Here is a 26,292-nt window from a genome sequence, read left to right on the forward strand (position 1 = left end):
AAAAACAAGTGGACACTTAAATAAAGATACTAGGTGTAATGGCCGTACGCTTACTCACTTTGCGATTTATTGACGAGTAATATATAAAAAATTGACTACCATTTCGTGCATCGACTTGCTGGCGGATCATGCTTTTTTTCGAGAGCCGACCATACAACATATCAATAAACGAAAGATTGAGTTTTGATTTGTCTACGGTCAGTAAAAACCTCTCTAGGTTCAACACGGATTCGTCTGCTAATTTACGTTGTGCCTCTAGTCTTTTGAATACAGCTTTATTACCTGAACCAACAAATCCTGCACTTAAGCCTCGTTCTAAAGCGTGTTGGTGAGCAACGTTATCCAATACAGACATGATATTCACTACCACCTCATTTTGCTGGTAGCGGGTAACATTTTCGTTCATGTTGATAATTTGTTTGGTTCCCAAAATCACACAAACCGCAATACCTAAAGCTGCAGAAATAAATAGGAGTTGCTTTATTGAAGGATTAAAACGTTGGATTAATTGGTTTGCGAGCATTTTTCTTCCATGAATCTGCTGTAAAAGTAACCTTGTATCGGCAAAAAACGGAAAAAAAAGATGTCTAATTTTGTGTACTCAAAAAAAGTGGGGGCTACTGGTAAAAACAATTGGGGCATAACATGTTATCCCACTATTGTAACATGCCATTTTCACGCTATATGGACCTCATTTACTCTCTAAAAATCTTGAAGTTAAAGTACGTTTTTGCCACGCATCGACGAACCCACACAAGCTAAACACACCATCAACAGTGACATTTTCAGAGCCATACTTACAGTCAACATCAACTCGTTTTTGACTAACTCTGAGATAATTGCATCCCCAATAAAGTAAATCACCATCACATTAACGAGACTCATACCCACTAAATTGCCCAGCGTTCGTCCAAGATTCATTGCCGCTGAAGCAATGCCCACATTATCGCTACTAACAGAACTCATAATCGCTTTATTGTTTGGCGTAGAAAATAAACCAAAACCAATTCCCACCACCACAAGCCCCACCCCTACCTGCTCTGCCTGGCTGTGCATATCCAGAAAATTAAGCACGACTAAACCTAGTGCGACACCCAAGCACCCAAGTGTTGCAACTATACGTGAATTAAAACGGTCGGCTAACTTACCAGCAAATGGCGCTATAATCGCCATTGCTAGGGCTTGTAAAAGTAAAATGTTACCAGCATGAGAAGGGGAATAACCTAAAATAAATTGAAGATATAAACTAAGTAAAAACAATAACGCGAAGTTACTGCCATACATAAAAAATGAAGTAAGTAGGCTCAAAGAAAACAATCTATTTTCTCTAAACAACTGCACACGGATCAAAGGATGTGACTGCTGACTTTGGTGATAAATGAACGCGGCTAACAATAGCAATGAGAGCACAAACATTAGAAAGCCTTGTAGTTCAGTGATAAAGCTTAAGCCAAACACTAAAGACGTCGTAAATGCGACAAATATGAATGTACCGTAAACATCATAACGACCTTTCACCGCATGACGCCACTCCCCTTTTAAATACAATAAAATAAATCCAATCAGCAAAACAATTGGGGGAACTTGGAAGAAAAACACTGCTCGCCAGCCATAAAGCTCAGTAAGATAGCCACCCAAAGCTGGTGCTAAAGTCAGACCAAAATACACGCACGATGCTACAATGCCCAAGGCCATTCCCCGTTTTTGATCCGGGACAATGGAACTGACAATAGCGACACCGGTGCCAAATATCATAGCTGCAGCAATACCTTGAACAAAGCGCCAGAATAAAATGACATCAATATTGGATGAAAAAGTACAAAACAAAGCAGCAATACAGTTTAAGATAAGGCCGCCAACATACATACGCTTTCTACCGTACATATCTGCTAACTTTCCTACAGGCAGTAAGAATGCTACATTACTTAAAATATAAACCGTCGGTAGCCAAGCGACTTTGACCGCTGAAGCTTGCAAGTCTTGAGCGAGCGCAGGAATAGCGACGTTAACTGCGGCCATCCCCATAGGTGCCAGTAGATATCCAGCACAAACCGCAACTAAGGCAATATAAAACTGAGAAATAATGCTACTCCGAACATCTAAAAAATAAGGTAGTGATTATTCCTCAATCTTATTTTGAGGTTTGCCTCTCACTCTAGCGACTTTCACTAGTTCTTGGTTGCGTGTATTCGCTGTCATTTTGACCTGATGATGAAATCCAACCTTGGCGAGTATATGGGCAACAACAGGGGCCGTGATCACTAAAAATAAAGTAATCAAAAGTTCATTTACACTAATATAACCCTCGATTTTATAGGTGAAAACCATAGACGCTAACAACACACTACCAAGCCCTAAAGTGGTCGCTTTGGTCGGTGCATGTAAACGCGTATAAAAATCAGGTAACCGCAATAACCCCAACGAACCAATCAGAATAAACAAGCCACCAATAATCAGTAGCACTGAAATAATTATTTCAAACACCATGGGACTCTCCTATTCGATGATATCGCCGCGCAATAAATATTTAGAAAATGCCACACTACTGACAAACCCAAGCATCGCAATCAATAATGCAGCTTCAAAGTATAACGGTGTCTCCGAATGCATTCCATACACTAGGATCAATGCAATACTGTTTATGTACATTGTGTCCAACGCTAAAATACGATCCGCTGTATTAGGCCCCAAAAATAAGCGAATAAGGTTTAGAATGAGTGCGATACACAAAATCACTCCAACAAAAATAACTGCGATATTTAACATCCAAATATCTCCTTAATTTTAGCTTCGTAATGCGTTTTAATGTACGAAATGATCTCTTGTTCATCTTCTGGCAAATGCAGCACATGCACGTACAAATATTCATTTTCTTGGGAGACTTCAGCACTGACTGTACCCGGTGTCATCGTTACGGTACTGGCAAGAACCGTCAATGGTAAGTCGTCTTTAATATCCAGCGGTACTGCAATAAAGCCTGGTTTAATGTTTTTAGTCGGTCCTAACACTAGCAAAGCGACTTGAATATTGGCCACGATAATATCTTTTAACACCATCAACACATACGGAAACAGCTTCAAAGGTTTCGCTATGCTGGGTTGAGGGATCCGCAAAGGCGCACTGAGATAAGGGATGAGTATCCCTAATACAATACCCAATAAAATATGGCCTGGACTAAGTGAATTATTCAACATCAGCCAAACCGCAAAAATAAGAATACTGTGATGTGGTAACGGAAATATACGTTTTAACATAGCTATTGCTCTCCCCTTAACCCCATCAACTCAATCAAAGCATTGACGTTGTGTAACTCATTCGCTGCCACACCGGTCAATGCCAGCATATGCTCTCCACCTAACGCCAGTAATGGACCCGCAGCAAGCAAGATCAACACCCCTACTTTTTGCCAGCTCGTGAGATCAGGTGAATCACTGACATCTTTGTTCCCAGCGTGGCGCCAAAATAAAGTAGTTCCAGCTCGTGAAAAAGCAATAATGGTCACTAAACTCGAAATAAGTAAAGCACTATAGACCCAAATTTTTTCTTGTGTTGTCACTGCTGATTGTAAAATGACTAATTTCCCTAAGAACCCTGAAAAAGGCGGTAATCCGGCAGCCATCATTGCGGCGACAAAAAAACAAAACCCTAGAAAGGTTTGGTTTTTGAGCTTTCTAGAAATGACGAAACGGTCCAATGCTTTACCACGCTGCTGACCAATCATCTCGGCCAGCAAGAAAAGCGCCGCACTGGCCAATGTACTGTGAATGAGATAATAAAAAGCGGCACCACTAGCTTCTGGTGTGCGCAGAGCGAAACCTAGTAGTAAAGTACCTACCGATACCACAACTAAATTACCGGTCATGCCCCGCAAGGTAGGACTAACTATGACCCCAACTGTGCCCGCGACAATACTGGCTAGTGCAAGAGGCCAAATAATAGGTATGACAAAATCACTCAAACTGCCCGCAAACTCACCATAGATAATGGTGTATACGCGGAAAATACAATAGATACCAACTTTGGTCATAATCGCAAACAGGGCTGCAATAGGTGCACTGGCAGCTGAATATGTTTTGGGTAACCAAAAATGTAATGGCAGCATCGCCGATTTTAAACCAAACACAACTAATAACAGTGCCCCTGCAATGTTTGCAAGTAAGGTATCTGAATCAGATAACGAGGGTAGTTTCATTGCGATATCCGCAATATTTAAACTCCCTACAGCACCATACATCGTGCCCAAGGCAAACAAGAAGATACTAGAACCAATCAAATTTAAAATAACATAATGGACCGCAGCTTCGGTTTTTTGTTTGGCGCCAGCGTGAATCAACAAACTGTATGAAGCGATTAACAGCACCTCAAAAAACACAAATAAATTAAACAAGTCATTAGTGAGAAACGCACCGTTAATACCCAAAATTTGAAATTGAATTAATGGGTGATAATAACGCCCTGCTCTATCTTCACCAGAAAATGAGTACAAGACGACGCCTATACCCAAAAAGCTTGTTAAACAGACCAACAGAGCAGCTAACGGGTCAACATACAGAATAATGCCAAATGGCGGTTGCCAATTACCCACGGCATACAGCAAATTTTCACTGGATATGACCGAGTTCAACAGAAACATGCCACAAACAAGCTGTAAAACGACTAAGATGGCAGCAAAATAACGCCTTGATTGGTACCGCTCAATCCCAGCAAAAGGCGGTAATAACATTAGCAAACCGCCGATCATGGGGATCAAGATTGGCCAGATTGGCATATGATCTAGAAAATTCATTCTGCCTGCCCTCTTGAGTTACGTTCCACCAATTTTCTGGCATCCACAGGTTCTCGACCATCCACAAAATCAGACCCCAAATCAGCTCGAGCACGCATAGACAGAATCACTACAAACGCAATCATCGCAAAACCAATGACAATAGCCGTCAATACCAACGCCTGTGGTAATGGATCGGCATATTGTTCGGCCATGCCCAAAATAGCCGCACCTTCCAAGTTTAAACGGCCACTGGAAAATAAGAACATATTGACAGCATAGCCTAGCATCGTTAAACCCACGACTACAGGGAATGTTCTCCCCCGCAAACACAAGAAGATCCCGCTAAAGGTCAAGACACCTACACAAATGACATATAATAATTCCATTACGCTTCTACCTTAGGACGTTCCGGTGTTGATAATTTACCTAAGTGAGCGAGGATCATTAAGGTCGCCCCCACAACTGTAAGGTATACACCTAAATCAAATACCAATGCACTAGCAAGTTCAATTTCACCAATAAATGGAATATCAAAATAATCGAACCACGTTGTCATGAATGGATAGCCAAAGCCCCAGCTCGCCACTCCTGTAAAAGCAGCAATTAGGACACCCAAACCAATCAGATTCTGATAATCCACCTTCACTCTGGGTTTGATCCATTCCACACCATGTGCGATGTACTGTTGAATCATTGCCACTGCTGTAATTAATCCAGCAATAAACCCTCCACCTGGCATATTATGCCCACGCAAGAAAATATAGAATGAAACCAATAACGCCAGTGGTAACAATGCCTGTGAGACCATTGATACAATAGGTGGATAACGGTCGGTCGACCAAGGACGGCCTTTTTCATCAGACGATGGCATCGCTAAACGAATACGTGCCAGCATTTTAAAAATACCCAATGCTGCAATGCCTAATACAAGGATTTCACCTAACGTATCGAGTCCACGAAAATCTACCAAGATAACGTTAACTGCATTGGTACCACCGCCACCGGTTTTACTGTTTGCCAAATAAAATTCTGAAATACTAGCCAATGGCTGAGTAATAAAAATGTAGTTTATCGTCGCAACTAAACCACCAAACGCCGCCGCTATCCCCAAATCACGTACCACGCGGGAAGGTGCACTTTCAGATGCGGTTTTCTTTGGCAAGAAAAATAACGCTAACATCAATAAAATCACGGTCGCGACTTCAACCGCTAACTGGGTTAATGCTAAATCTGGCGCAGAAAAACGGGCAAATGCGATGGATAACACTAAACCAACAACCGAAATAGCGATCAGCGCAACCAGACGTTGACGATGAAAAATCATAGTGGCAATGGCACTTAGGCACATAATAACCCCCAGTGAAATCTCAATCCCAGAAACATCTTGCATATTGACCGGCTCAAAACCTACATCAAATTCAAATAGAGGTAAGCCGATTAATGCAATGGTAAACACTAACATCGCGGCAACATATCTTTGTAAAGAGCCTGTATCAAAACGTTCATGTGCTTGGCTTAAACGACTAATCACAGTTTGCACGACACCTTCAAAGATTAACTTGGCATCCGTTTGCATAAACTGGGATTGGAAACGATAAAGTTTACTGCGATAAGCATACACAATAATCCCACCTAGAATCGCAATGCCGCTCATCATTAGTGGCAAATTAAATCCATGCCAAATAGATAAGCTATAATAGGGTAAGTCTGTTGTACGAAGCACTGCTTTGGATGCCACAGCCAAGAAATCTCCGATCATCATGACAGGAAAAAGCCCCACTAAAATACAAATTACGACCAATACCTCAATCGGTAACTTCATAAACCGAGGTGGCTCATGTGGCGTTTTAGGCAGATCAACAGGTTCTCCGTTAAAGAAAACATCGTGAATAAAACGCAGTGAATATGCTACGGAAAATACGCCAGCTAGCGTAGCTAAGACAGGGATCATCCATGACAAGAAACCAAAAGCGTGTTGATGTAACGTCTCAGCTAGGAACATTTCTTTGGATAAGAAACCATTAAACAAGGGCACCCCAGCCATTGACGCGGCGGCGACCATCGCGAGGGTCGCGGTATAAGGCATAAACTGCCATAAACCGTTGAGTTTGCGCATATCACGACTGCCTGACTCATGGTCAATTATACCGGCAGCCATAAATAAAGAGGCTTTGAAAACAGCGTGATTCATAATATGAAACAAAGCAGCGACTGCGGCAAGTCGGGTATCTAGACCCAGTAGTAATGTGATCAAGCCCAAATGGCTGATCGTCGAATATGCCAACAACCCTTTCAGATCGTGTTTAAATAAAGCAACATAGGCCCCGAGTAATAGGGTCATCAAACCTGCAGTAGTCACAATCAAAAACCACATTTCAGTACCGGCCAGAACCGGATAAAAACGCGCCATCAAAAAGATACCCGCTTTTACCATGGTGGCTGAATGTAGATAAGCGCTTACAGGAGTGGGCGCAGCCATGGCATGCGGTAGCCAAAAATGAAACGGAAATTGCGCAGATTTAGTAAACGCACCTAACAATACCAATGTGAGTACGACAGGATACAACGCATGATTAATGATGGTCTCACCACTGCCGAGAATCACACTTAACTCATAAGAACCAACAATATCACCGATTAATAATAAACCCGCTAATAAAGCTAAGCCGCCAGCACCCGTCACTGTAAGCGCCATGCGTGCCCCTTTGCGAGACTCGGACTTGTGCCCCCAAAAACTAATCAACAAGAAAGAACTAATACTAGTGACTTCCCATGCCATCCACATTTGGAGCACATTATTGGATAAAACGATGGACAGCATAGCTGTCATAAAGAGGATTAAGTAGGCATAGAATCGCCCTGCATCTTCTTTGTCGGAAAGGTAGTAATTTGCATAAAAAATGACTAGCAGACCAATTCCCAAGATGAGTAAGGCAAACATTAAGGCCAAACCGTCAAGGTGTAGTGATAGTGTCAGACCTACAGAGGGTATCCACTGCAAATACTCAATAATATGCTCACCAGCAAAAATATTATCAATTAATGAGATGATGTAGGCGAATGCTATACCGGGAGCAAGCATTGTGGCAAAGGTATTGATTTTGCGGCCAAACCGCTCGGTATATATGGGAACCAACACCCCGATCAACAACAAAGCAACAATCAAAAACAAACTCATCTAGTATCCTTACCCCTTTTTCAAGGAATATTGTTCTTATTATTAACGTCTTACACGTTAGTCTTATATCTTTAAGATTACAGAGAATATAAAAAAAATGAAACACTTTTAGTCATTTCTATACGTTCATAAGCAAACATCACTGGTAAAGAACGTATCGGGCGAGATATTGGGATCTTGAAGGATTTGGTAAATCATCGAGTACGAAAATGTCGGATATGCTGAACCTAAATAAACAGTATGTTTGGGAAGACCGTTTGGAAAATATAAACTGCAACACAAAATAGTATTTATAATAATCTATTTATTACAATAGTATTAATAATGATAAATAATACGTTTATTGGTCACCAACGGCTAATTGGGCTATTTCTTCAGCAATAGGTTCTCGTTTCCCCCCTTGCTGCAGGTGTTGTTGATACCAAAGGTTGATCACTTCAATGTTTTGCTGATTTAAGCAAACCTCATGGGTGCTCAGAGGAATACCACTGGCATCACAAACACGTTCTAACACGTATTGGTTATAGCGCACCTCATTTTTATAATTTTTAAACAGATACAAATCTGAAAACATAATATTAGGTGGGATTATTAAATGATTAAGCACAGTCATAGTAAACAAAGTTCCTTTTTTGTGTAATTTAACAATTCATCCTGAAAAGTGCTATGAGTATTATTCTTACATTATATAAGAATAATTCTTAACCAAAAATCCTAAAATCTAATTCATCAAAACGGTTTAAGTGAGGAAATATATCTAATATTTCGTTATTACCTAAACCAAACCATTGTGCCACCTGACTGCCAAACTGCTCAATCGAGGTCGTAGGGATAATTCGGCCATCGCCATAATCATCATAATTGCCAATCACTTGCTCTGGCATGTGACCAAAGATACGTCCGCCTTGGATCGGGTTACCCATGATGATTTGGTGCCCAGCCCAACCGTGATCCGTGCCATCACCATTGGATGTCAACGTCCGTCCAAACTCTGACTGTGTAAATGTCACCGCGCTATTAGCTAAGCCACGAGCGGTAATATCCGCCTGAAAACCAGCCATAGCCTCGGCGAGTGTTTTTTGCAAGAGTGGTAATTGTGTGGCCTGATCATCATGGGTATCAAACCCACCTAAAGATGCAAAAAAGATCTGCCGATTTTGTCCCAAGGCTGCTTGAGCTGACATGACTTTAGCTATCGTTTTTAGCTGACGGGCTAGTTTATTGTCAGACCAATAATTGGTTTCTGCGTCTGGGACATTGGCCAAAGCCGCACTTAATAACGCATTATTTTCTCTAACTGCTGTCATTTTACTAGCGTAACTTTGGCTAAAGATATCTTCACTCGCAGCTAAGATCCGCAAGTGATGTGCTATTCGGCGATCATTCCAATCGTGCTCAGGGTTTAAGCCCCCAAATTGCTCTACGCCGTCTGTATTCATAACATAGTGTTGTGCCAAGCGACCACTTTGAAACAAATTGGTCCCACCTAAACTAAAGCTCAGTGGTAAATTGCTGGAGCTATCCATGAGTAAATCCGCCATACGCCCGCCCCACCCTGATGTGGTACCGGTGTCCATCACGCCATTTTGCCACAGTGCTTGTTGGTCATTGTGTGAAAAAAGTTGAGGAGGTAATAACGCATCATTGGCCAGCAATTCGGATTTTTGCGCAGGAGCGACCATCGGTCCAATATTACTGATCACAGAAGCTTGTCCAGTATTAAACAACTCGGCTAAGGGTGCCGCATTTTCATGCATACCTAAAGGCATGGTATCGGCTTGACTTAAACTGACCAGATGTTCCTGAGCATATGCCAAACTTTGCCGAGTATTAGCATAGTCAGTATATTGCTGACCGTCAGTGGGTATCACTAAATTAAAGCTGTCATGACCACCGTACAAAAAGATACAAATGATGGCCTTGTAATCAGTAAATCGAGCTGCAGAGAGTGCAGAAGCTAGCTGTAGTTGAGCCCCAAGAGTACTACTCGTACTGAGTGCACCAATAGCAGCCAAAGAGGCTTGTAAAAAATGTCTTCGGTTCATGATATTCTCCTAGCGCTGCACTGCAAACTGGGGTGAACTCGTCACCAGAAATGTTAACTCTTTGATGCGTGCAATGTCTTCTTGCCAACTACGCGTTGCAGTATCGTAATCAATCAAGGTTTGGCGCATTTCCTCTGGCATGGTGCCACTCAATAACACGGTATTTAAAAAATCAATATAGGGTTCTGGTCCGGTGGCAAGCATTGGGGTGTAGACACTGTAATCAATCGTCATTGTGCGACCATCAGCACTGTCTAACTCAGCGACAGTCGGGGCCCACAAAGACCACCATGCAGCATGATTAGCATTGCGCACCATAAATGTGTCATTAATGATTTCCAACTCAGGTGCGACCAAGTTTGCATCACTCAAACTCCCTACGGGTGAGAAGTCCGCTGCAAAGAAATTAAATACCGATGGTGCTGATAAAGGGGCTTGGTTATGTTGATACTCAGGCCATTGGGGCTCCAGCGTGGCAACGGTCTGGATCCCAAAAGCCCGAACCATTTGTACTCCTCGTAAAAGCGGTTCTTTGATTTTACCAAACTGTGGCGACTGTTCTGACGGTTCAGCTCTAGCTTCTGGATCTAGGAGTATTGCTTTCACCACATCAGCTAACTGACCGCGCTCACCATTTTGATTACTATTAAAAACGGTGGCAACCCTAGCTACGTATGCCGGAGATGGATTCGATGTGACCAAACGTTGGATTAAATGTTGTGCAACAAAAGGAGCTACGTTTGGATGTAAAAACAGACTATCTAAAGCTATCTGCATAGCCTGCTCTCCTGAGACGCCTGCAGGAACAGTCATATTAGACAATAGTTGCTGCTCAGCGGTGTTCGCATGGTACTCTGCGACCAGTTCCATCGGCTCAAAAAAGTTGCGATTTTGCCACCACCTATGCCATGTTGCAGCGGTTGTCCCTGCAAAATGCCACCCCGTAAACACATGTGCATAAGCCTTTACATCAGCAATGTCATAAGTGGGTATGGGTCTGCCATTCGCTTGTTTTAAAGTGCCATCGATATTGAGTTCATCCAACCCAATCGTAAATAATTGCATCACTTCACGAGCGTAATTTTCATCTGGCCTAATATTATTTTCAAGATCGGGCTTTTCATTACCGAGCATGTTTAAATACAACCCCATAACCGGTGACAAGGTGACGTATTCCAACAAATCTCGATACGAACCAAAAGCATGTTCAGCTAAACCATCATAATACGCAGCAAGCGCATAATGTTCGTTATCCAACATACTTTTATCCGAAACAACGAAAAGTTGACTCAAAGCAAATGCGACTCTTTGGCGCAGTTGGTCTTCACCGTGATAAGCAATGTCAAGCCATGCACTGTAGCGATGTCCACTCCAAGGTCTTTCTGCTTCTCGCTCCTGAGCATTGGTATCGGCTAAAAAAATAGACTCGGTACGTGTTCGATGGGAACTCATTGGCAGAGTGATCTGCTCATCTAACCAATCATCGAAACCTTGTTCAGTTAACGCCTGTATCTCCGCTAAAGTAGGCCCAAAAGTCGCCTGTGTTAAAAAGCGAGCAGCAGCATTTTCTGTTAATTCAACAGAAGGGACTGTTGGCACGGTTGGGGTAGAAGGCGTGGTTGGGGCGGTAGGTGTAGACGGTGTGGTCGGTGTAGTCGGTGTGGTCGGTGTAGTCGGTGTGGGTTGAACTGGCGAAGGATTTGCACTGGTTTGTGCTGAGTCAGAGCCTCCTCCACATGCAGTTAATGTAACGGTCACTAAAATTAAAACCGCAGACCATATATTGTTTTTGTTCATCTCGACACCTATACCCACTGACGCACTTTAGTTAAGTTTAATCGGTATTGGTAAAGTTACCACTTTGCTCATCATACGTGGGTATAGATATTATTTATCGGCTGACAAATTCGCCAATGATTTCACCCGCTTTAAATACCAACATATCACCAGGAGTCATCTTCGTCCAAATCTCGTTGGTCGTCAATGGCTCAGTAGCTAATACTGTCACAACATCATTGGGCGTTGTTTCTGCAGAAAAATCGACTGAAAAATCCAAGTCTTTTAACAAAGCAGGACCAAATGGGGCTCTGCGAGTTACCCATTGCAGTTTATTAGAACAATGCGCGATAAGTACATCGCCATCAGATAATAAAAAGTTACAGACACCAAAATCATGCAGATATTGTCTCTTTTCATAGATAAAAGCATACAGTGTCTGAGGATCACTTGGTGGATGAGGAAATGCTTGATGAATTTGATCTAGCAGCCAACAAAAAATGTGCTCAGAATCCGTGGTCCCAACAGGTAAATAGCGCCCTAAAGGTAATTTATCGTGGATGCCTTCTAGTTGCCCATTGTGGGCAAACCCCCAATTTTGTCCCCATAATTCGCGGCGAAAAGGATGGGTATTCTCTAGCGTAAGCGCCCCTACATTGGCTTGTCGGATATGGCTAACCACGATATTACTTTTGATACATTGTTGTTTTAAAAAATTGGCTACGTCGCACTCCGAACCCGCTTTTAGATCACGGAACTCTTGGACACCTTTACCAATATAAAAGAGTAAACCCCAACCATCTTTGTGAATATCTGTACGCCCTGCTCGTTCTACTAGCCCCGTAAAACTAAATCGCGCATCGGTCGGCACGTTTGCCGACATTCCCATTAACTGACACATACTTCTTACTAATTCATCCAACAATACCTTCAGAATAGCAAACCTAAGCTAAGGTGTGAACCATTGCAAAACGGCAAATTCAGGTTAATCCTCGGTTTTATTGTAAAACGATGAAAAATTACCCAACTTATCCCAGATGAGGAAACTGTAAATAGGACAACCTAAGACTAAAGGCGTACACCATGAAACCATAAAACGTTTAGACTGCAGTTTTTATAAGCCAACCAAAACCGTTTATGTCCCCACTATTACAACGTATGCTACCCTGGTTATTTTTATGTGTCTGGAGCTCTGGTTATGCTGTTGCCAAACTCGCCCTAGAATATACCGAACCACTAAATCTACTGGCGTATCGCTACATAGGAGCATCGTTATTTGTCCTTCCTATCATCTGGTATTTGCGTTTATCACTACCCAAATGGAGCCAAATTAAAGGCTTAATGGCCACTGGCTTGTTTCTTCACATCGGGCACTTTGGTACTTTGTATGTAGGTATGAAACTCGGTGCTAGTGCCAACATTATGGCGTTGTTTGCAGCGTCACAACCGGTTCTCATTATTTTGGCAAGTGCAGCATTCATTAAACAATGGCCCTCATGGCGAGTTTGGCTGGGGCTATTTCTAGGTTTATCTGGCGCTGCTTGGGTCATCGGTATCGATATGCAAGGACAGCAGGGCTATTTATTAGGTGCCTTACTCGGCTTTTTAGCGGTGTTAGGTATGTCAGTGGGTCAAGTGATTGAAAAGCAGAGAAAAATGCATATACACCCTCTGATGGCAACTGGTGTGCAGTATGTTTTTGCGATGCTAGTAAGTATTCCACTAGCATGGTTTGTTGAAGGTTTTGCGTTTACCCCTGAACCGACATTCTTTTTGGCTACTGCGCATTTGAGTATCGTCAACACTGTAGTGGGCATAATGCTGATGTTTGCTATGGTTCGCACAGGTTCACTAGCTCAAGCAACATCAATTATGTTTTTGGTACCTGCCGTCGCTGCGCTTATAGCCTGGCCGGTAGCTGGAGAAACCGTCCCACTCAGCGCAATTCCAGGCATGATTTTGGCGATGGCCGGAGCCATATGGACCAGACGAGTGAGCAAATAGCATTTGAGTGCGGAACAAAACGCAGCATTGATGAAATATATTGACAATAAGCAGCAGTTCAACACTGCAGTGCATATAAAAGAACGGGACAAATTTACTTACTGAGCAAGCACCTAAGCATCCAGTCACTAAGTGAGTATGCGATTAAGCACTTTCAGCATCACTCTCAGACTCAGAATCAGTGAGATGTGTGAGATTACCTTCATGGTTTTCAGAAGCTTGTTCTTGATTTTCAAGCGCCGTACTGCCTAATTCCAAATTAGCTTTTTCGACGAGCGCTTCAGGTAATTCTTTTTGCACCGATACACCTAACTCTTTAAATTCAGCAGCTTGCTTAATCAAGTTCGCTTTGCCGCTGTATAATTGTCCATAAGCTTTCACATAGGTGTCTTGCGCTTTTTCTAATTGTTTACCTACTGCATCCATACTGCCAAGGAACGTATTTAATTTGGCATAAAATTTCTCTGCTCGACTGGCTAACTCTGCCGTATGTTTATTTTGTTCTTCGAAACGCCATAATTGACGCACAATATTGAGACTAGTCAAAAGTGTGGTCGGTGTGGCAATCAATATATTTTTATCTAACGCCAATTGAAATAGTTGCTCATCCGCTTTTAATGCTTCGACATAGGCTGACTCGATTGGTAAAAACATCACTACCACTTCTGGTGAGTTTATCCCTTCTAATTTAAAGTAGTCTTTATCAGATAACTCTGTCAAACGGGCTCTAACGGCTTTGACGTGTTCAGCTAAAGCGTCTTGTCGACTCATCGGTTCTTCAGCATTTACATAAGTGGTATACGCATTAAAAGAAGTTTTAGCATCAATCACCAAATGCTTACCTTGTGGCAGATAAACCACTGCATCAGGTCTAAACTTGCCTTCTTCTCCGACTAATGTCACTTCGCGTTTATAATCTTTTCCTAGACGCAGTCCTGCATTATCGAGGATATTTTCTAGCATCAACTCGCCCCAATTCCCCTGTACTTTTTTCTCACCTTTCAGGGCTGTCGTTAACTTTTTGGCTTGGTCGGTGATCTGTGTATTAAGCTTTTGTAAGTTTTCCAACTCATTTTTGAGTGACGCTCTTTGTGCTGTTTCTTGGGTATGGATGGTTTCAACTTTTTCTTTAAATGCCTTTAACTCAGATTGCATCGGCGTCAACAAGTGCTTCATAGCTTCGGTATTGGTTGCTTTAAACGACTCTGTTTTCTTCTCTAGGATCTGAGTAGACAGATTTTCAAACTCGGTCTTTAATGCGATTTTATTGTCTTGAAGTAGTTGCAGTTGTTCTTTAAAGCTTTGTTCTTTTTCTCTTGCCTGCGTAGTAATTTCGGTATTCTGTGTTTGTAGTTTTAAAATGTGGGCTTGTTGAGTTTTGATACTTTCTTGCAATTGGTGAATGTCTTGGCGTAGTTCATCATTGCGATCCAGAATATGGACATTGTCTGCATGTAACTCCACTTTGTCAGTGATTAACTGAGATTTTTCTACAGCCAATGCCTTATTTTCAGCTTCTTGTTTCTTTAGATCAGTTTCTAATAAGGTAATCGATTTATTTTTTTCAATTAAGATTTTTTGATAGTTTTGTATGTGTGAATTGGCAACGAGATAACAAATCAAAAAGGTGATAAAAGCCGCGCTTGAACTAATAATCCAAAGCTCATACTGTGCATAAAACTGCCAAAAATCCATTTTTTTCCCTTCAGTTTAAAGTAATCATGTAATCATTGTATTTAAGAATAGAACAAAAACTTGCGCAAATACAGTGGATAATCGCTTGGTTAAAGCGAATGCTTCATCTAAACTATCAAAACACAATATTTCCCCAGGTATTTATGCGCTCCAGCCGTTTTGAACTCAAAGATAATCAAACTGTATCTTGGTCTGTATTTTATAAATTACTCCCTTATTTAGGTGAATTTAAAGAGCGGGTCGCACTCGCTATTCTCTGTTTGATCCTAGCCAAAGTTGCCAGTGTTGGATTGCCTTTTGTCCTGAAATATTCTGTAGATAGTCTGAACGAACCGAACACGGTAACCCCCTTTCTACTAAGCGCTTTGGCGTTAGTTGTTGCATATGGAGCACTGCGCTTTTTTAATGTTATTTTAGGAGAAATACGCGATACATTATTTGGTCGGGTAACCGAACGTGCTATGCGCCGTTTAGGATTAGAGGTGTTTCAACACTTACATGCACTTGATTTAACCTTTCATTTAAATCGCCAAACCGGTGGTCTTTCACGTGACATCGACAGAGGCACTAATGGCATCAGTTTTTTGATGCGTTTTATGGTCTTTAATATCGGTCCTACATTACTAGAGATTGGTTTTGTCGTTGTTATTTTATTTGTCCAGTATGGTTTTACCTTTGCGGGTATCATTTTGGTATCAGTAGTTTTGTATATCTTGTTCTCGATGAAAGCAACTGATTGGCGCACCCAGTTTGTGCGCGAAGTGAATCAAGCAGACAACCGAACAAATACCCGAGCCATTGATAGTTTATTAAATTATGAGACCGTTAAATACTTTAACAATGAAGCCTATGAAGCGAATTTATATGATAGTAATTTAGCAAAGTGGGAAGGAGCACGGCGCCAAAATAGACTCTCTTTATTTGCTTTAAATGGTGGCCAAGCATTGATTATCGCTAGCGCGATGACAAGTATGATGGTGTTGGCCGCTTATGAAGTTAAAGCCGGTACGATGACGATCGGAGATTTTGTATTAATCAACGCATTTACGATGCAGATATTCATGCCTCTTAACTTTTTGGGCTTCGTGTACCGAGAAATCCGTGGTGCATTAGCCAATATCGAAAATCTGTTCACACTGTTAAAAACACCATCAGGCATATCTGATATTGATTCTGCGCATCAGTTACGGGTTCCTCAAGGTGAAATTGTGTTTACCAACGTGTCATTTGCTTATGACAGTGAGCGTCCTATTTTGCAAAATATCTCATTGACGGTTCCTGCTGGAGCCAAAGTAGCCATTGTTGGACCCAGTGGCAGTGGTAAATCTACCATGGCCAAGTTGTTGTTTCGTTTTTATGACCCACAGGTTGGCAGTATTCGCATTGATGGACAAGACATTAAGCAAGTGACCCAGCTGTCGCTGCGTGAGCATATAGGCATGGTCCCGCAAGATACGGTTTTGTTTAATGATACATTAGCTGCAAATATCCAATACGGTGACGTCACTTCAGATCCTGCAGACTTAGACCAAGCGATTGAGATGGCCCAATTAAGTCAGTTTGTTGCCAAACTCCCAGATGGGTTGTCGACCCAAGTCGGTGAACGAGGTTTAAAATTGTCTGGTGGGGAGAAACAACGCGTTGCGATTGCTCGGACTATTTTGAAAAATCCACCGATTGTGATTTTTGATGAAGCCACTTCCTCATTAGATAGTGCATCAGAACAAGGGATCTTGAATGCGCTAAACGCCCTAGCCCAACAACATACCAGCATTGTTATTGCGCATCGCTTATCAACCATTAAAGATGCCGACATCATCGTCGTTTTAAAAGATGGCCAGATTGCAGAACAAGGTACCCATACAGAACTATTAATGCTTAATCAGGTTTATAGTGGCTTATGGCAGGCTCAACAAAATACCCAACACGATAAATAACAATGGATAATAATCACTCACAGAACAAACCTGACTCGCATCAAGAGGCACTTATTAAGGCAATAAATACTACGATGCCTTTTGGCAAATATGCAGGCTTTCGTTTATTAGAATTACCCGAACCGTATTTGGTGTGGTTTCACAAACAAGGTTTTCCCAAAGGAACACTCGGGGAACAACTCGCATTGATTTATGAAATTAAATTAAATGGTTTAGAGGGGATGTTAAAACCACTGCTGCGGTAGCGCGATTTTTACGTGAATAAGGCAAGGCTGTGACACTGAGTCTGAAGTATCAGGCCCAGTGTCAAAAAGCAGATAAACAAGAACTTATTTAGGTTTGATATGATCAGCAATTAAAAATGCCATTTCTAATACTTGATCTGCATTCAAACGAGGGTCACACTGAGTTTGGTAGGCTTGAGCTAGGTCATCGTCAGAAATTTGATAAGCACCACCTGTACACTCGGTGACATGCTGTCCCGTCATTTCTAAGTGCACACCACCGGCATGGGTGCCCTCTTGTTCGTGAGCAGTGAAAAACTGCTGAATTTCGCTTAGGATTGCATCAAAGTTGCGTGTCTTAAAGCCACTTGACGCTTTAAATGTATTGCCATGCATAGGGTCAGATGACCATACGACATTACGACCTTCTGCTTTAACACGTCTTAATAGTGCGGGTAATTTATCCGCAAGAGTGTCTGCGCCCATACGCGTAATGAGCGTCAAACGACCATGATCATTGTGCGGATTCAAGGCGTCAATTAAACGGATTAACTCATCACCATCCATGCTAGGGCCAATCTTCACCCCGATAGGATTGTGGATCCCACTGAAGAATTCAACGTGTGCATGATCTAACTGGCGAGTACGCTCACCAATCCACAACATGTGCGCCGAACAGTTATAAGGCTTACCAGTCAATGTATCAATACGAGTTAATGCTTGCTCATAATTTAGAAGCAATGCTTCATGAGACGTAAATAATGATGTTTCATGTAATGTCGAATGTGTGGTTTTGTTAATGCCAATGACATCCATAAATTCCAAAGCATTTTGAATCTGATTACATAGATTTTCGTAACGAGCAGCCAAAGGGTTGCCTTCAAGAAAGCCCATATTCCAACGATTCACTTCTTTGAGATCTGCTAAACCACCTTGGGCAAAAGCACGCAAAAGATTCAGTGTCGCGGCAGAATTATTATAAGCGTGGAGCATTCTTTTTGGATCTGGCACACGCGCAGCTTCAGTAAACTCAAAGCTATTGATAATATCCCCACGATAACTTGGCAATGACACACCATCAATGGTTTCCATATCCCCCGAGCGTGGTTTGGCGTATTGGCCTGCCATACGTGCCACTTTGGTGACTGGACAACGACCTGAATACGTCATGACAATCGCCATTTGTAGCATAACTTTAAAGGTATCTCTAATCTTTGGTGCATTAAATTCAGCAAAGGATTCCGCGCAGTCACCACCTTGTAGCAAGAACCCCTTCCCTTGTGATACGTTTGCCAACTGAGCACGTAAATCTCTGGTTTCAGCAGCAAAAACCAATGGTGGATTCGTTGCTAGTTGTTTTTCTACAGACTCAAGTTCAGCCTGATTTGGGTAAGTCGGTTGTTGTAGAATTGGCTTATTACGCCAGCTGTCAATGCTCCATTGGCTCACTGAGATATCCTTTAAATTTAGAAATGAATGTCAATTAGTACTAATGCTAGCACAGCACTGCGTAGGCCTCATTAGTAAATCAGTATAATGCTTATATATTTTATTTATATTGTATCAACATGGAATATAGTTTGGTGAATGTTTGACCAATCCAAAACCCCAATTTGCCCCTGATGGACCAGTTTACCATCGGTGATGATGATTGCTTCATCATTAGTGTACTTTGGTAAGCTATGCAGCTCATGATGAGCATGCACTATGATATTTCCTAAACCCACCCAGCGTCGCAGGAGCTGCATTAATTGTTGTTGGTAGTAAATATCCAAACCAGTGAACGCCTCATCAAGTAAGAGCATCCCCTCTCCACGTTGCAAAGCAGGATAAATTTGCTGGCAAACACGTGCCAAATGAACTCGGTTTTGTTGTCCGGTAGAAAGTTCCGTAATCTGCCTATCCCAAAATTGGCGAATCGCAAACACCTTTTCGATTTCAGGAGCTAAACCGTCTGAAACGGCTGTTTCAGTGGCTTCTAAAACAAAAAACTGCATAATGTCGGCGACTTTGAGCGCAAAGCTCGGCTCGTACTGTGCCGAGTAATACCCTCTATGAGCATGCCATACGGTGTCATTAGGTGTTATAACTTCGTTTGTCTGAGGCTTAGGTTGCGTGACTGAGGGGGCAGATCCCTCTGAGAGTTTAACTTGGCAGCGATTATCGCTAAGCACACCATCTTTGGAGGCTAAATAGGTACGACACAACGCCACGCTTTGTGGCGCTAGCATACCAGCGAGTAATGACAAAAAAGTAGATTTGCCAGCGCCATTAGGTCCAAGGATATGAATGAACTTACCACCAGATAGCGTAAGTTCGGGAAAGTGATAGCGCGGCTCAGCAGCACAAGCTTGTAAAGTGACATGTAGAGAGTGCACGAGCATTTACTGTCTCACTCCCGCTAGATGGTGCTGTCGATGAAACAAAATATAAATAAAAAATGGACCACCGATTGTCGCAGTGAGTAAGGATACGGGAAGTGCAATAGCACCTGAAAACGTATTAAACGTCACAATACACAACAACAAAATCCCACCGACCAAAGCAGCAACAGGCACAACTTTACGGTTATCATGGCCGATTAACTGACGCACTATATGCGGCACTAACAAACCAATAAATGCGATTGCTCCGGCTATAGCCACACTGAGTCCAACCATCACCGCACAGACCAACAGGGCTACTTGGGTGGTTTGACGTACGTTCACACCGAGTAAAGATGCTTGTTGCGGACCGAGGTATAGACGGTTTAACTGAGGTAATAAGCCACGTAACACCAGCGCACAAGGCACTAAAATAACGCCGGCTACCAGAAGCAACCAGATATCGGTATGTTGGAGACTGCCCATTAGCCAAAATGTTAAATCACGCAGTTGGTTTGGAGACGCGTAAAGATATAACCAAGCAACAATAGCGCTACTTATCGTTGATAGTGCAATACCCGCAAGAATAACGGCCACTGGTGTGAAAGCGAGTTTCCGAGCCAAATGAAACATCAGCCATGTCGAACCCAATGCGCCTGTAAAACACGCAAACGGCAACAAATAGGTTACATAACTCCACTGGGACAAAGAGCTAAGTAGTAACACAGCGGCCATTAAGCTAGCTCCACTACTGATGCCTATCATACCTGGATCAGCTAAAGGGTTGCGCAGTAAAACTTGCAATATCGCAGCACTTGCAGAGAGCGCACTCCCGACTATCAAGGCGGTTAACACTTGGGGGACTTGTAAGTGCCAAAATACTTGCCAAGCGATAGCTGGTTCGAAAGACCACACAGGATGTAGCAGATTGATCAACACCAAACTGCAGCACAGCAACACTAAATAAGTTTGGGGAAATTTATACTGTACGTGTGACATCTTGTTCTGATTTTATATCCGCAGAACCTGTATCTACAGCCTCGTTCTGAAGTTTATTCAGCAGGCCTCGACTGGCTTCTTCTATAAAGTCCAAGACTAAACTAAAACCTTTTGCTCCACCGTAATAAGGATCGGGGACTTCATCAACGTCTAGCTCTGCAAAAGACATCATCAACTGAATTTTATGACGATATTGTTCAGGGCAGTGTTTAAGGAGTTGTCTTTCATTATCTTTATCCATCGGGATAATTAAATCAAACAACACAAAATCGCTTTTGCTGACTTTACGACAGGCAATGCCCGTGAAATCATAGCCTCGTTCGACAGCAACGGCCATAGAGCGTTTGTCAGGACGAGCTCCAACGTGATAGCCTGCCGTGCCAGCTGAGTCTACCGAAATATTGGTGATCCCTGCAGTTGCGACCTGCTGCCGAAACACTGCTTCGGCAGTCGGGGAACGACATATATTACCCAGGCATACAAATAGAATTTTCATATTATTCAACGTCTTTATTTTTGTTTATACTATCGTTTCTTATCGACAACAGATAGTAAAAACTATGCAAATTTTAATGCTCAGTAGTTCCAAAGCCAATAATTCAGAATATCTTGCACCTTGTCGGGAAATGATTCAAGCACACTTGGGTGAAGTAACATCCTGTTTATTTATCCCTTTTGCAGGTATCACCATGACATATGATGCATACACGCAAAAAGTCCAAGACGCTTTACCTGAATATACGATCACTGGGATCCATCAATATGCAGATCCCATTAAGGCCATCAGCGAGGCTCAATCGATATTAGTCGGCGGTGGCAACACTTTTCATTTGTTGTACCAATTACAAACCCAAGATCTCATACCCGCTATTCAAGCAGCAGTCGCCAAACACACTCCGTATATTGGTTGGAGCGCAGGCTCTAATATTTGTGGCAGTAGTATTCGTACGACCAATGACATGCCAATCATCGAACCTCCTTCATTTACCGCACTTGGCTTTGTTCCATGCCAATTAAATCCACACTACACCGATGAGCACCCAGAGGGGTTTCATGGGGAAACCAGAGATGAAAGACTCAGTGAGTTTTCAGCACTGAACCCCGATATTCCGGTTATTGGGATCCGTGAAGGCGGAGCGCTGATTAGACAAGGTGACACACTCACATTGGCTCCTGTCAACGATGGCATACAAATGCTCAACGGTAAGAAAACTCAGATCCCTGCTGGGGCCGACCTAACATACTGTTTATCTATATCTTAACTCAACTCAACGTTTTTAATGATTCAGCAAGGGCGTAATATCAAGATATTGAGCGACTTGCTCAGCTTGTTTTTGCGTCTTTTGCTGGGGAGAGTCTTGCGTATCCTGACTTTCCGAAACACTCGGTACAATGCCGAGTAACGGTGCGTTAATCATCGTTTCTAAGGTGGCTATATTCTCAGCAACAAAAGGTTGCTCACAAAAAGAATTTGCGACCCAACCCACCAACTCACATCCTGCTGATTTGATAGCCTGCGCGGTCAATAACGCATGATTAAGACAACCTAAACGCATCGCGACCACCATGATTACTGGAAGCTTATGTTGTGCGACCCATGGTGCAAGTGTCTGAGTTTGGCTAATTGGCAACAGCCAGCCACCGGCTCCCTCGACCAATAACACATCCGCTGGATGCGTTTGTAACAATGTATAATTTTCATCCAAGACTTGGGTATCAATATGTTGGTGAGCTTGTTCGGCTGCTATATGCGGAGCAATGGCCGGCGTAAAGGCAATAGGATTGACCTGTGCATAAGGAACATCGAGGCTCGCTAACGCTTGCATCGCTTCGGCATCTTCGTTGCGTAAACTCGCCTTCCCCTGTTCAATAACAGTAGTACAACCCGCCGCAATCGGTTTATGCCCCAATACCGAATAACCGGCTTGTTTAAAGGCGGCCATCAAACCACATGTGATAATCGTTTTACCCACATCGGTGTCAGTCCCTGTAATAAAAAAAGAACGTGTTGGCATAGTCTATAAAACCTTTTAATAAAATTTAATCTGCTTGGATGGGTTTGTGTAAATGCAAAAACAAAACATGATAGTTCAGCTCAAAGCAACCTGAAAAAAACGCGACTAATGTTTGGTATTGGGATTTGGTCATCGCTTGAGGATGTGACTTCTCTTTGCTAGTACTTTGATATAGGGTACTTTGATGCAGGGTATTTTTAAGAAGAGTACTATTATGACGTTCACGCTTAGCTAAATCATGATTGGCTTGAACCACACCGGCGCCAACTCGTTTAATACTTTGCATCATAGTTTTAAAATCAGTAAATTCAGCAGTAAAGGTTTTGCTTTTCGCTGTGACTAATACCTGTTCTGAAAACGCATTTGTCCAGAGTGCTGGCTCAGCAAAGTCGTTAACGGATTCAGCATGTCCGATAGCACTGAACGCTTTTCGCAACTGCATAAAACTAGGCGATACCATTACATTTAAAAAAGCGTGTCCGCCAGGTGCTAAGATTCTTTCAATCTCTTGTGCCACAACATTGGGAGAACTCGACCATTGGAGAGCCATGGAAGAAAACACCACATCAATACTGGAATTGTGTAATGGCAAGCTCTCAAAATCAGCCTGAACAAATGGCTGAGTGACATTGTGTCGTTGTGCTGTAGTCAGCATTCCCGCTGCAAGATCGAGCCCGATAACAGGCGTTCTAGTATGCTGCGCTAATGCTGTGACGTTGTTACCTGTACCACACCCCAAATCTAACCACATATGACTTTGTGGCAAAGTACCCATTTTTGCCATTTCAGACAATGAATATTGGGCAATCTGTTGTTGCACCATAGCAATGTCGTTGTATTGGGTCGCATATTTGGAAAACTGTTCAGCGACTTTGGCTTTGTTAGAGGCGTGTAGAGGGCTCACATTATGCCTCGTTTACTAGCAAAGTATCACGCATGAGCGCCAAACCATCGACCAAAGCTTCAATATCTTTGGCTTGGTGCAACGCACTTAACGTGATCCGTAAACGATCTGTCCCTGGAGGTACTGTAGGTGTCCGAATCGCAGTCACCCACAGACCTAATTTTTTCATGTATGCAGATGCTTGCAATGCTAAAGCGGGATCACCAATCAACAAAGGCTGAATGGCGGTATCCGATGCCATTAATGTTAAACCTTTGCTACTAGCTGCCGTTTTGAACTGGTGGATGTTTGCTTGCAGACGCTGTCTTTCTGCACCTGCTACAATACAACGCAAACTTTCTAGTGTCGCACAAGCATTAGCCGCTGACATTGCCGTAGAATAGATATAATGACGCGCAGAGTTCTTTAAATAATCAATAAAATCTTGAGAGCCAGCCACAAAAGCACCTGAGGTCCCGACCGCTTTACCAAATGTCCCCATAAGTACTGGACAATCCGTTTGGCTGAGTTGATGAACCTCTACAGAACCTAAACCCTGTTCACCAAGGACACCAAAACCATGGGCGTCATCGATGAGTAAATAAGCTGAATACTGCTTACTCAAAGCCACTAATTCAGGTAAATATGCTTGGTCTCCATCCATACTAAAAACCCCCTCAGACGCCAGGAGTAATTCCCCTGAAGAATGGTGTTTTTGTTGTGCTTTGAGGATGGTTGACTCAGCGTGTGACATATCGTTATGACGAAAACGTGTTAATGTCGCAGGACTCGTTAGGGCGCCTTCGATAAACGAAGCATGCATTAATTTGTCGCACACTACGGCATCATTTTTTTGGAGTAAAGCGTGGCATATAGCTTGATTTGCCGCAAAACCAGACGAAAATAATAACACCGCATCTCGATTTAACGCTGTAGCTAGGGTATCACTCAACTCTGCGTGTGCTTGGGTATGCCCTGTCACTAAGGACGCCGAACCTGAACCCGCACCATATTTTGCTAGCCCTTCAACAAAACTTTGCAAGACATTTTGATTTTGTCGTAAGCCTAAGTAATCATTGCTCGCAAAATTCAGATAGTGCTGCCCATTGACTTGGATAACACCGTCATAATCTTCTGAAATTAAGGTATGCTCACGCAACAAATGTTGTTCTTTTTGCGCTGTTAAGCGTTCTTGGAAACGAGAGCCAAAGGACATGAGCTTACCTATAATCGCGCGTTATTTACTAGCATCGTAAAACAAATCCGCATTTTTCTGAGCTGCGATCTCATCATGAAGAACAGCCTCATAGGCTTCATCAGAAAATGACTTGGTTTGTTCGCGATTAATCCCCAGCTTCTTGAACAACATGACATCTTCATGGGTATCAGGGTTAGATGTTGTCAGTAGTTTACAACCATAAAATATCGAGTTGGCACCAGCCATGAAACACAAAGCTTGCATTTGTTCGTTCATTGCCTCACGTCCGGCTGATAAACGCACATATGACTGTGGCATCATAATCCGTGCTACCGCGATGGTGCGGATAAATTCAAAACTATCTAAATCTTCTACTTTATCTAAAGGTGTCCCTTCCACTTTTACCAGCATGTTGATAGGAACACTTTCTGGATGTTTTTCCAAATTGGCCAAAGCAATGAGTAGACCAGAGCGATCATCTCCTGTTTCACCCATACCGACTATCCCACCTGAACAGACATGCATACCTGCATCTCGAACATTTTGTAAAGTATCTAGGCGGTCTTGGTAAGTCCGTGTCGTAATGATGTCCCCATAAAACTCTGGCGAAGTATCTAGGTTATGATTGTAATAATCTAACCCTGCCTGCTTGAGAGCCAATGCTTGATCAGAAGACAACATACCTAGTGTCATACAGGTTTCTAAGCCAAGAGATTTCACTTCCTTGACCATATTGATCACATAAGGCATATCTCGGTCACGTGGGTTGCGCCATGCGGCCCCCATACAAAATCGCGTCGAACCAGCAGCTTTGGCTTCTTTGGCTCGTTGGATAACTTTTTCGATTTCTAATAAACGTTCTTTTTCTAGACCGGTATCATAACGAGCACTTTGCGGACAATACTTACAATCCTCAGGGCACGCACCCGTTTTAATCGATAACAAGGTACTGACTTGCACATGATTTGGGTCAAAATGTGTACGATGCACCGTCTGTGCTTGAAATAATAAGTCATTAAATGGCAAAGCAAATAAAGCATTTACTTCTGCTAGTGTCCAATTGTGACGCACTCCAGAATGAGATTCACTTGGTACAGCTCCCGATAATGGGGCTACAGAAGGAGAAGTCGTTGGATTAGCTACAGTTGTCGTACTCATTAAAATCATCTTTACAGGTCAAAATATGTAGCTTAGTCTATGCCTAGCA

Annotated in this window: 25 protein-coding genes; 4 read left to right on the forward strand and 21 right to left on the reverse strand. The window is 42.6% G+C overall.

What is annotated here, in order from left to right:
* Positions 1-16 precede the first annotated feature (16 nt).
* The 12 genes from NLF92_RS10685 to NLF92_RS10740 all read right to left on the reverse strand — a co-directional run bounded on the left by NLF92_RS10685 (position 17) and on the right by NLF92_RS10740 (position 12,668).
* The gene (locus NLF92_RS10685; RefSeq protein WP_254101712.1) at positions 17-523 is read right to left on the reverse strand and encodes a nitrate- and nitrite sensing domain-containing protein; all 507 of its coding nucleotides are present in this window, start codon (positions 521-523) and stop codon (positions 17-19) included.
* A 194-nt stretch (positions 524-717) separates the two neighbouring features.
* Entirely contained in the window at positions 718-2,067 is a 1,350-nt protein-coding gene (locus NLF92_RS10690) for an MFS transporter (protein ID WP_349293225.1), read from the reverse strand.
* A 51-nt stretch (positions 2,068-2,118) separates the two neighbouring features.
* Positions 2,119-2,487: a Na+/H+ antiporter subunit G gene (locus tag NLF92_RS10695; RefSeq protein WP_254101716.1), complete on the reverse strand. Its 369-nt coding sequence runs from the start codon at positions 2,485-2,487 to the stop codon at positions 2,119-2,121.
* 9 nt (positions 2,488-2,496) lie between these two features.
* Positions 2,497-2,766 carry a K+/H+ antiporter subunit F gene (locus NLF92_RS10700; protein WP_254101723.1) on the reverse strand — a complete coding sequence of 90 codons (270 nt, stop codon included), beginning with the start codon at positions 2,764-2,766 and terminating at the stop codon, positions 2,497-2,499.
* Positions 2,760-3,254: a Na+/H+ antiporter subunit E gene (locus NLF92_RS10705; protein WP_254101725.1), complete on the reverse strand. Its 495-nt coding sequence runs from the start codon at positions 3,252-3,254 to the stop codon at positions 2,760-2,762. The genes NLF92_RS10700 and NLF92_RS10705 overlap by 7 nt, the downstream gene beginning before the upstream one ends.
* A 2-nt stretch (positions 3,255-3,256) precedes the next feature.
* Entirely contained in the window at positions 3,257-4,786 is a 1,530-nt protein-coding gene (locus NLF92_RS10710; protein ID WP_254101727.1) for a monovalent cation/H+ antiporter subunit D, read from the reverse strand.
* The gene (locus tag NLF92_RS10715) at positions 4,783-5,154 is read right to left on the reverse strand and encodes a Na+/H+ antiporter subunit C (RefSeq protein ID WP_254101728.1); all 372 of its coding nucleotides are present in this window, start codon (positions 5,152-5,154) and stop codon (positions 4,783-4,785) included. The genes NLF92_RS10710 and NLF92_RS10715 overlap by 4 nt, the downstream gene beginning before the upstream one ends.
* Positions 5,154-7,946, reverse strand: a complete 2,793-nt coding sequence (locus NLF92_RS10720; protein WP_254101730.1) for a monovalent cation/H+ antiporter subunit A — start codon at positions 7,944-7,946, stop codon at positions 5,154-5,156. The genes NLF92_RS10715 and NLF92_RS10720 overlap by 1 nt, the downstream gene beginning before the upstream one ends.
* 340 nt (positions 7,947-8,286) lie before the next feature.
* On the reverse strand, positions 8,287-8,559 hold the full coding sequence (locus tag NLF92_RS10725) for a hypothetical protein (protein WP_254101732.1): 273 nt from the start codon (positions 8,557-8,559) through the stop codon (positions 8,287-8,289).
* Between the two features lie 88 nt (positions 8,560-8,647).
* Positions 8,648-9,991 (reverse strand): DUF1501 domain-containing protein, encoded by a 1,344-nt coding sequence (locus NLF92_RS10730; RefSeq protein ID WP_254101734.1) that lies wholly within the window; start codon positions 9,989-9,991, stop codon positions 8,648-8,650.
* Between the two features lie 9 nt (positions 9,992-10,000).
* On the reverse strand, positions 10,001-11,788 hold the full coding sequence (locus tag NLF92_RS10735; protein ID WP_254101736.1) for a DUF1800 domain-containing protein: 1,788 nt from the start codon (positions 11,786-11,788) through the stop codon (positions 10,001-10,003).
* 94 nt (positions 11,789-11,882) lie between these two features.
* Positions 11,883-12,668, reverse strand: coding sequence for a class II glutamine amidotransferase (locus NLF92_RS10740; RefSeq protein ID WP_254101801.1), 786 nt, complete (start codon positions 12,666-12,668; stop codon positions 11,883-11,885).
* A 236-nt stretch (positions 12,669-12,904) separates the two neighbouring features.
* Here NLF92_RS10740 and NLF92_RS10745 point away from each other — a divergent pair, with 236 nt between their 5' ends.
* Positions 12,905-13,771: a DMT family transporter gene (locus tag NLF92_RS10745; RefSeq protein WP_254101738.1), complete on the forward strand. Its 867-nt coding sequence runs from the start codon at positions 12,905-12,907 to the stop codon at positions 13,769-13,771.
* Positions 13,772-13,915: 144 nt separating this feature from the next.
* Here the strand turns inward: NLF92_RS10745 and NLF92_RS10750 are convergent, their stop codons facing one another.
* On the reverse strand, positions 13,916-15,466 hold the full coding sequence (locus NLF92_RS10750; protein WP_254101740.1) for a DNA recombination protein RmuC: 1,551 nt from the start codon (positions 15,464-15,466) through the stop codon (positions 13,916-13,918).
* A gap of 143 nt (positions 15,467-15,609) precedes the next feature.
* Here NLF92_RS10750 and NLF92_RS10755 point away from each other — a divergent pair, with 143 nt between their 5' ends.
* The gene (locus tag NLF92_RS10755) at positions 15,610-17,403 is read left to right on the forward strand and encodes an ABCB family ABC transporter ATP-binding protein/permease (RefSeq protein ID WP_254101803.1); all 1,794 of its coding nucleotides are present in this window, start codon (positions 15,610-15,612) and stop codon (positions 17,401-17,403) included.
* Positions 17,404-17,405: 2 nt separating this feature from the next.
* Entirely contained in the window at positions 17,406-17,648 is a 243-nt protein-coding gene (locus NLF92_RS10760; protein ID WP_254101742.1) for a DUF3820 family protein, read from the forward strand.
* 84 nt (positions 17,649-17,732) lie between these two features.
* On the opposite strand, the gene NLF92_RS10765 is transcribed toward NLF92_RS10760, so the two are convergent.
* From NLF92_RS10765 to NLF92_RS10780, 4 genes are all read right to left on the reverse strand, one after another.
* A complete protein-coding gene (locus tag NLF92_RS10765; protein ID WP_254101744.1) occupies positions 17,733-19,076 on the reverse strand; it encodes a class II 3-deoxy-7-phosphoheptulonate synthase in 1,344 nt (447 codons plus the stop codon).
* 104 nt (positions 19,077-19,180) lie between these two features.
* Positions 19,181-20,011 (reverse strand): ATP-binding cassette domain-containing protein, encoded by an 831-nt coding sequence (locus NLF92_RS10770; protein WP_254101746.1) that lies wholly within the window; start codon positions 20,009-20,011, stop codon positions 19,181-19,183.
* Complete coding sequence (locus tag NLF92_RS10775; RefSeq protein ID WP_254101748.1) at positions 20,012-20,905, reverse strand: FecCD family ABC transporter permease; 894 nt, start codon at positions 20,903-20,905, stop codon at positions 20,012-20,014.
* 64 nt (positions 20,906-20,969) lie between these two features.
* A complete protein-coding gene (locus NLF92_RS10780; protein ID WP_254101750.1) occupies positions 20,970-21,485 on the reverse strand; it encodes a low molecular weight protein-tyrosine-phosphatase in 516 nt (171 codons plus the stop codon).
* A 64-nt stretch (positions 21,486-21,549) separates the two neighbouring features.
* Between NLF92_RS10780 and pepE the strand changes: the two genes are divergently transcribed.
* Complete coding sequence (gene pepE, locus NLF92_RS10785; RefSeq protein ID WP_254101752.1) at positions 21,550-22,251, forward strand: dipeptidase PepE; 702 nt, start codon at positions 21,550-21,552, stop codon at positions 22,249-22,251.
* Between the two features lie 15 nt (positions 22,252-22,266).
* Here pepE and bioD read toward each other — a convergent pair whose 3' ends face one another.
* From bioD to bioB, 4 genes are read right to left on the reverse strand one after another with little or no spacing between them, the layout of a single operon-like run.
* The gene (gene bioD / locus NLF92_RS10790) at positions 22,267-23,004 is read right to left on the reverse strand and encodes a dethiobiotin synthase (protein ID WP_254101754.1); all 738 of its coding nucleotides are present in this window, start codon (positions 23,002-23,004) and stop codon (positions 22,267-22,269) included.
* Positions 23,005-23,029: 25 nt separating this feature from the next.
* Complete coding sequence (locus NLF92_RS10795) at positions 23,030-23,908, reverse strand: methyltransferase domain-containing protein (protein WP_254101756.1); 879 nt, start codon at positions 23,906-23,908, stop codon at positions 23,030-23,032.
* 1 nt (position 23,909) lies between these two features.
* On the reverse strand, positions 23,910-25,103 hold the full coding sequence (locus NLF92_RS10800) for an aminotransferase class I/II-fold pyridoxal phosphate-dependent enzyme (RefSeq protein ID WP_254101758.1): 1,194 nt from the start codon (positions 25,101-25,103) through the stop codon (positions 23,910-23,912).
* A gap of 21 nt (positions 25,104-25,124) precedes the next feature.
* Positions 25,125-26,243, reverse strand: a complete 1,119-nt coding sequence (gene bioB / locus NLF92_RS10805) for a biotin synthase BioB (RefSeq protein ID WP_254101760.1) — start codon at positions 26,241-26,243, stop codon at positions 25,125-25,127.
* Positions 26,244-26,292: the final 49 nt, after the last annotated feature.

Source organism: Opacimonas viscosa, assembly GCF_024199005.1.
GTDB classification, from domain to species: Bacteria; Pseudomonadota; Gammaproteobacteria; order Enterobacterales; family Alteromonadaceae; genus Opacimonas; species Opacimonas viscosa.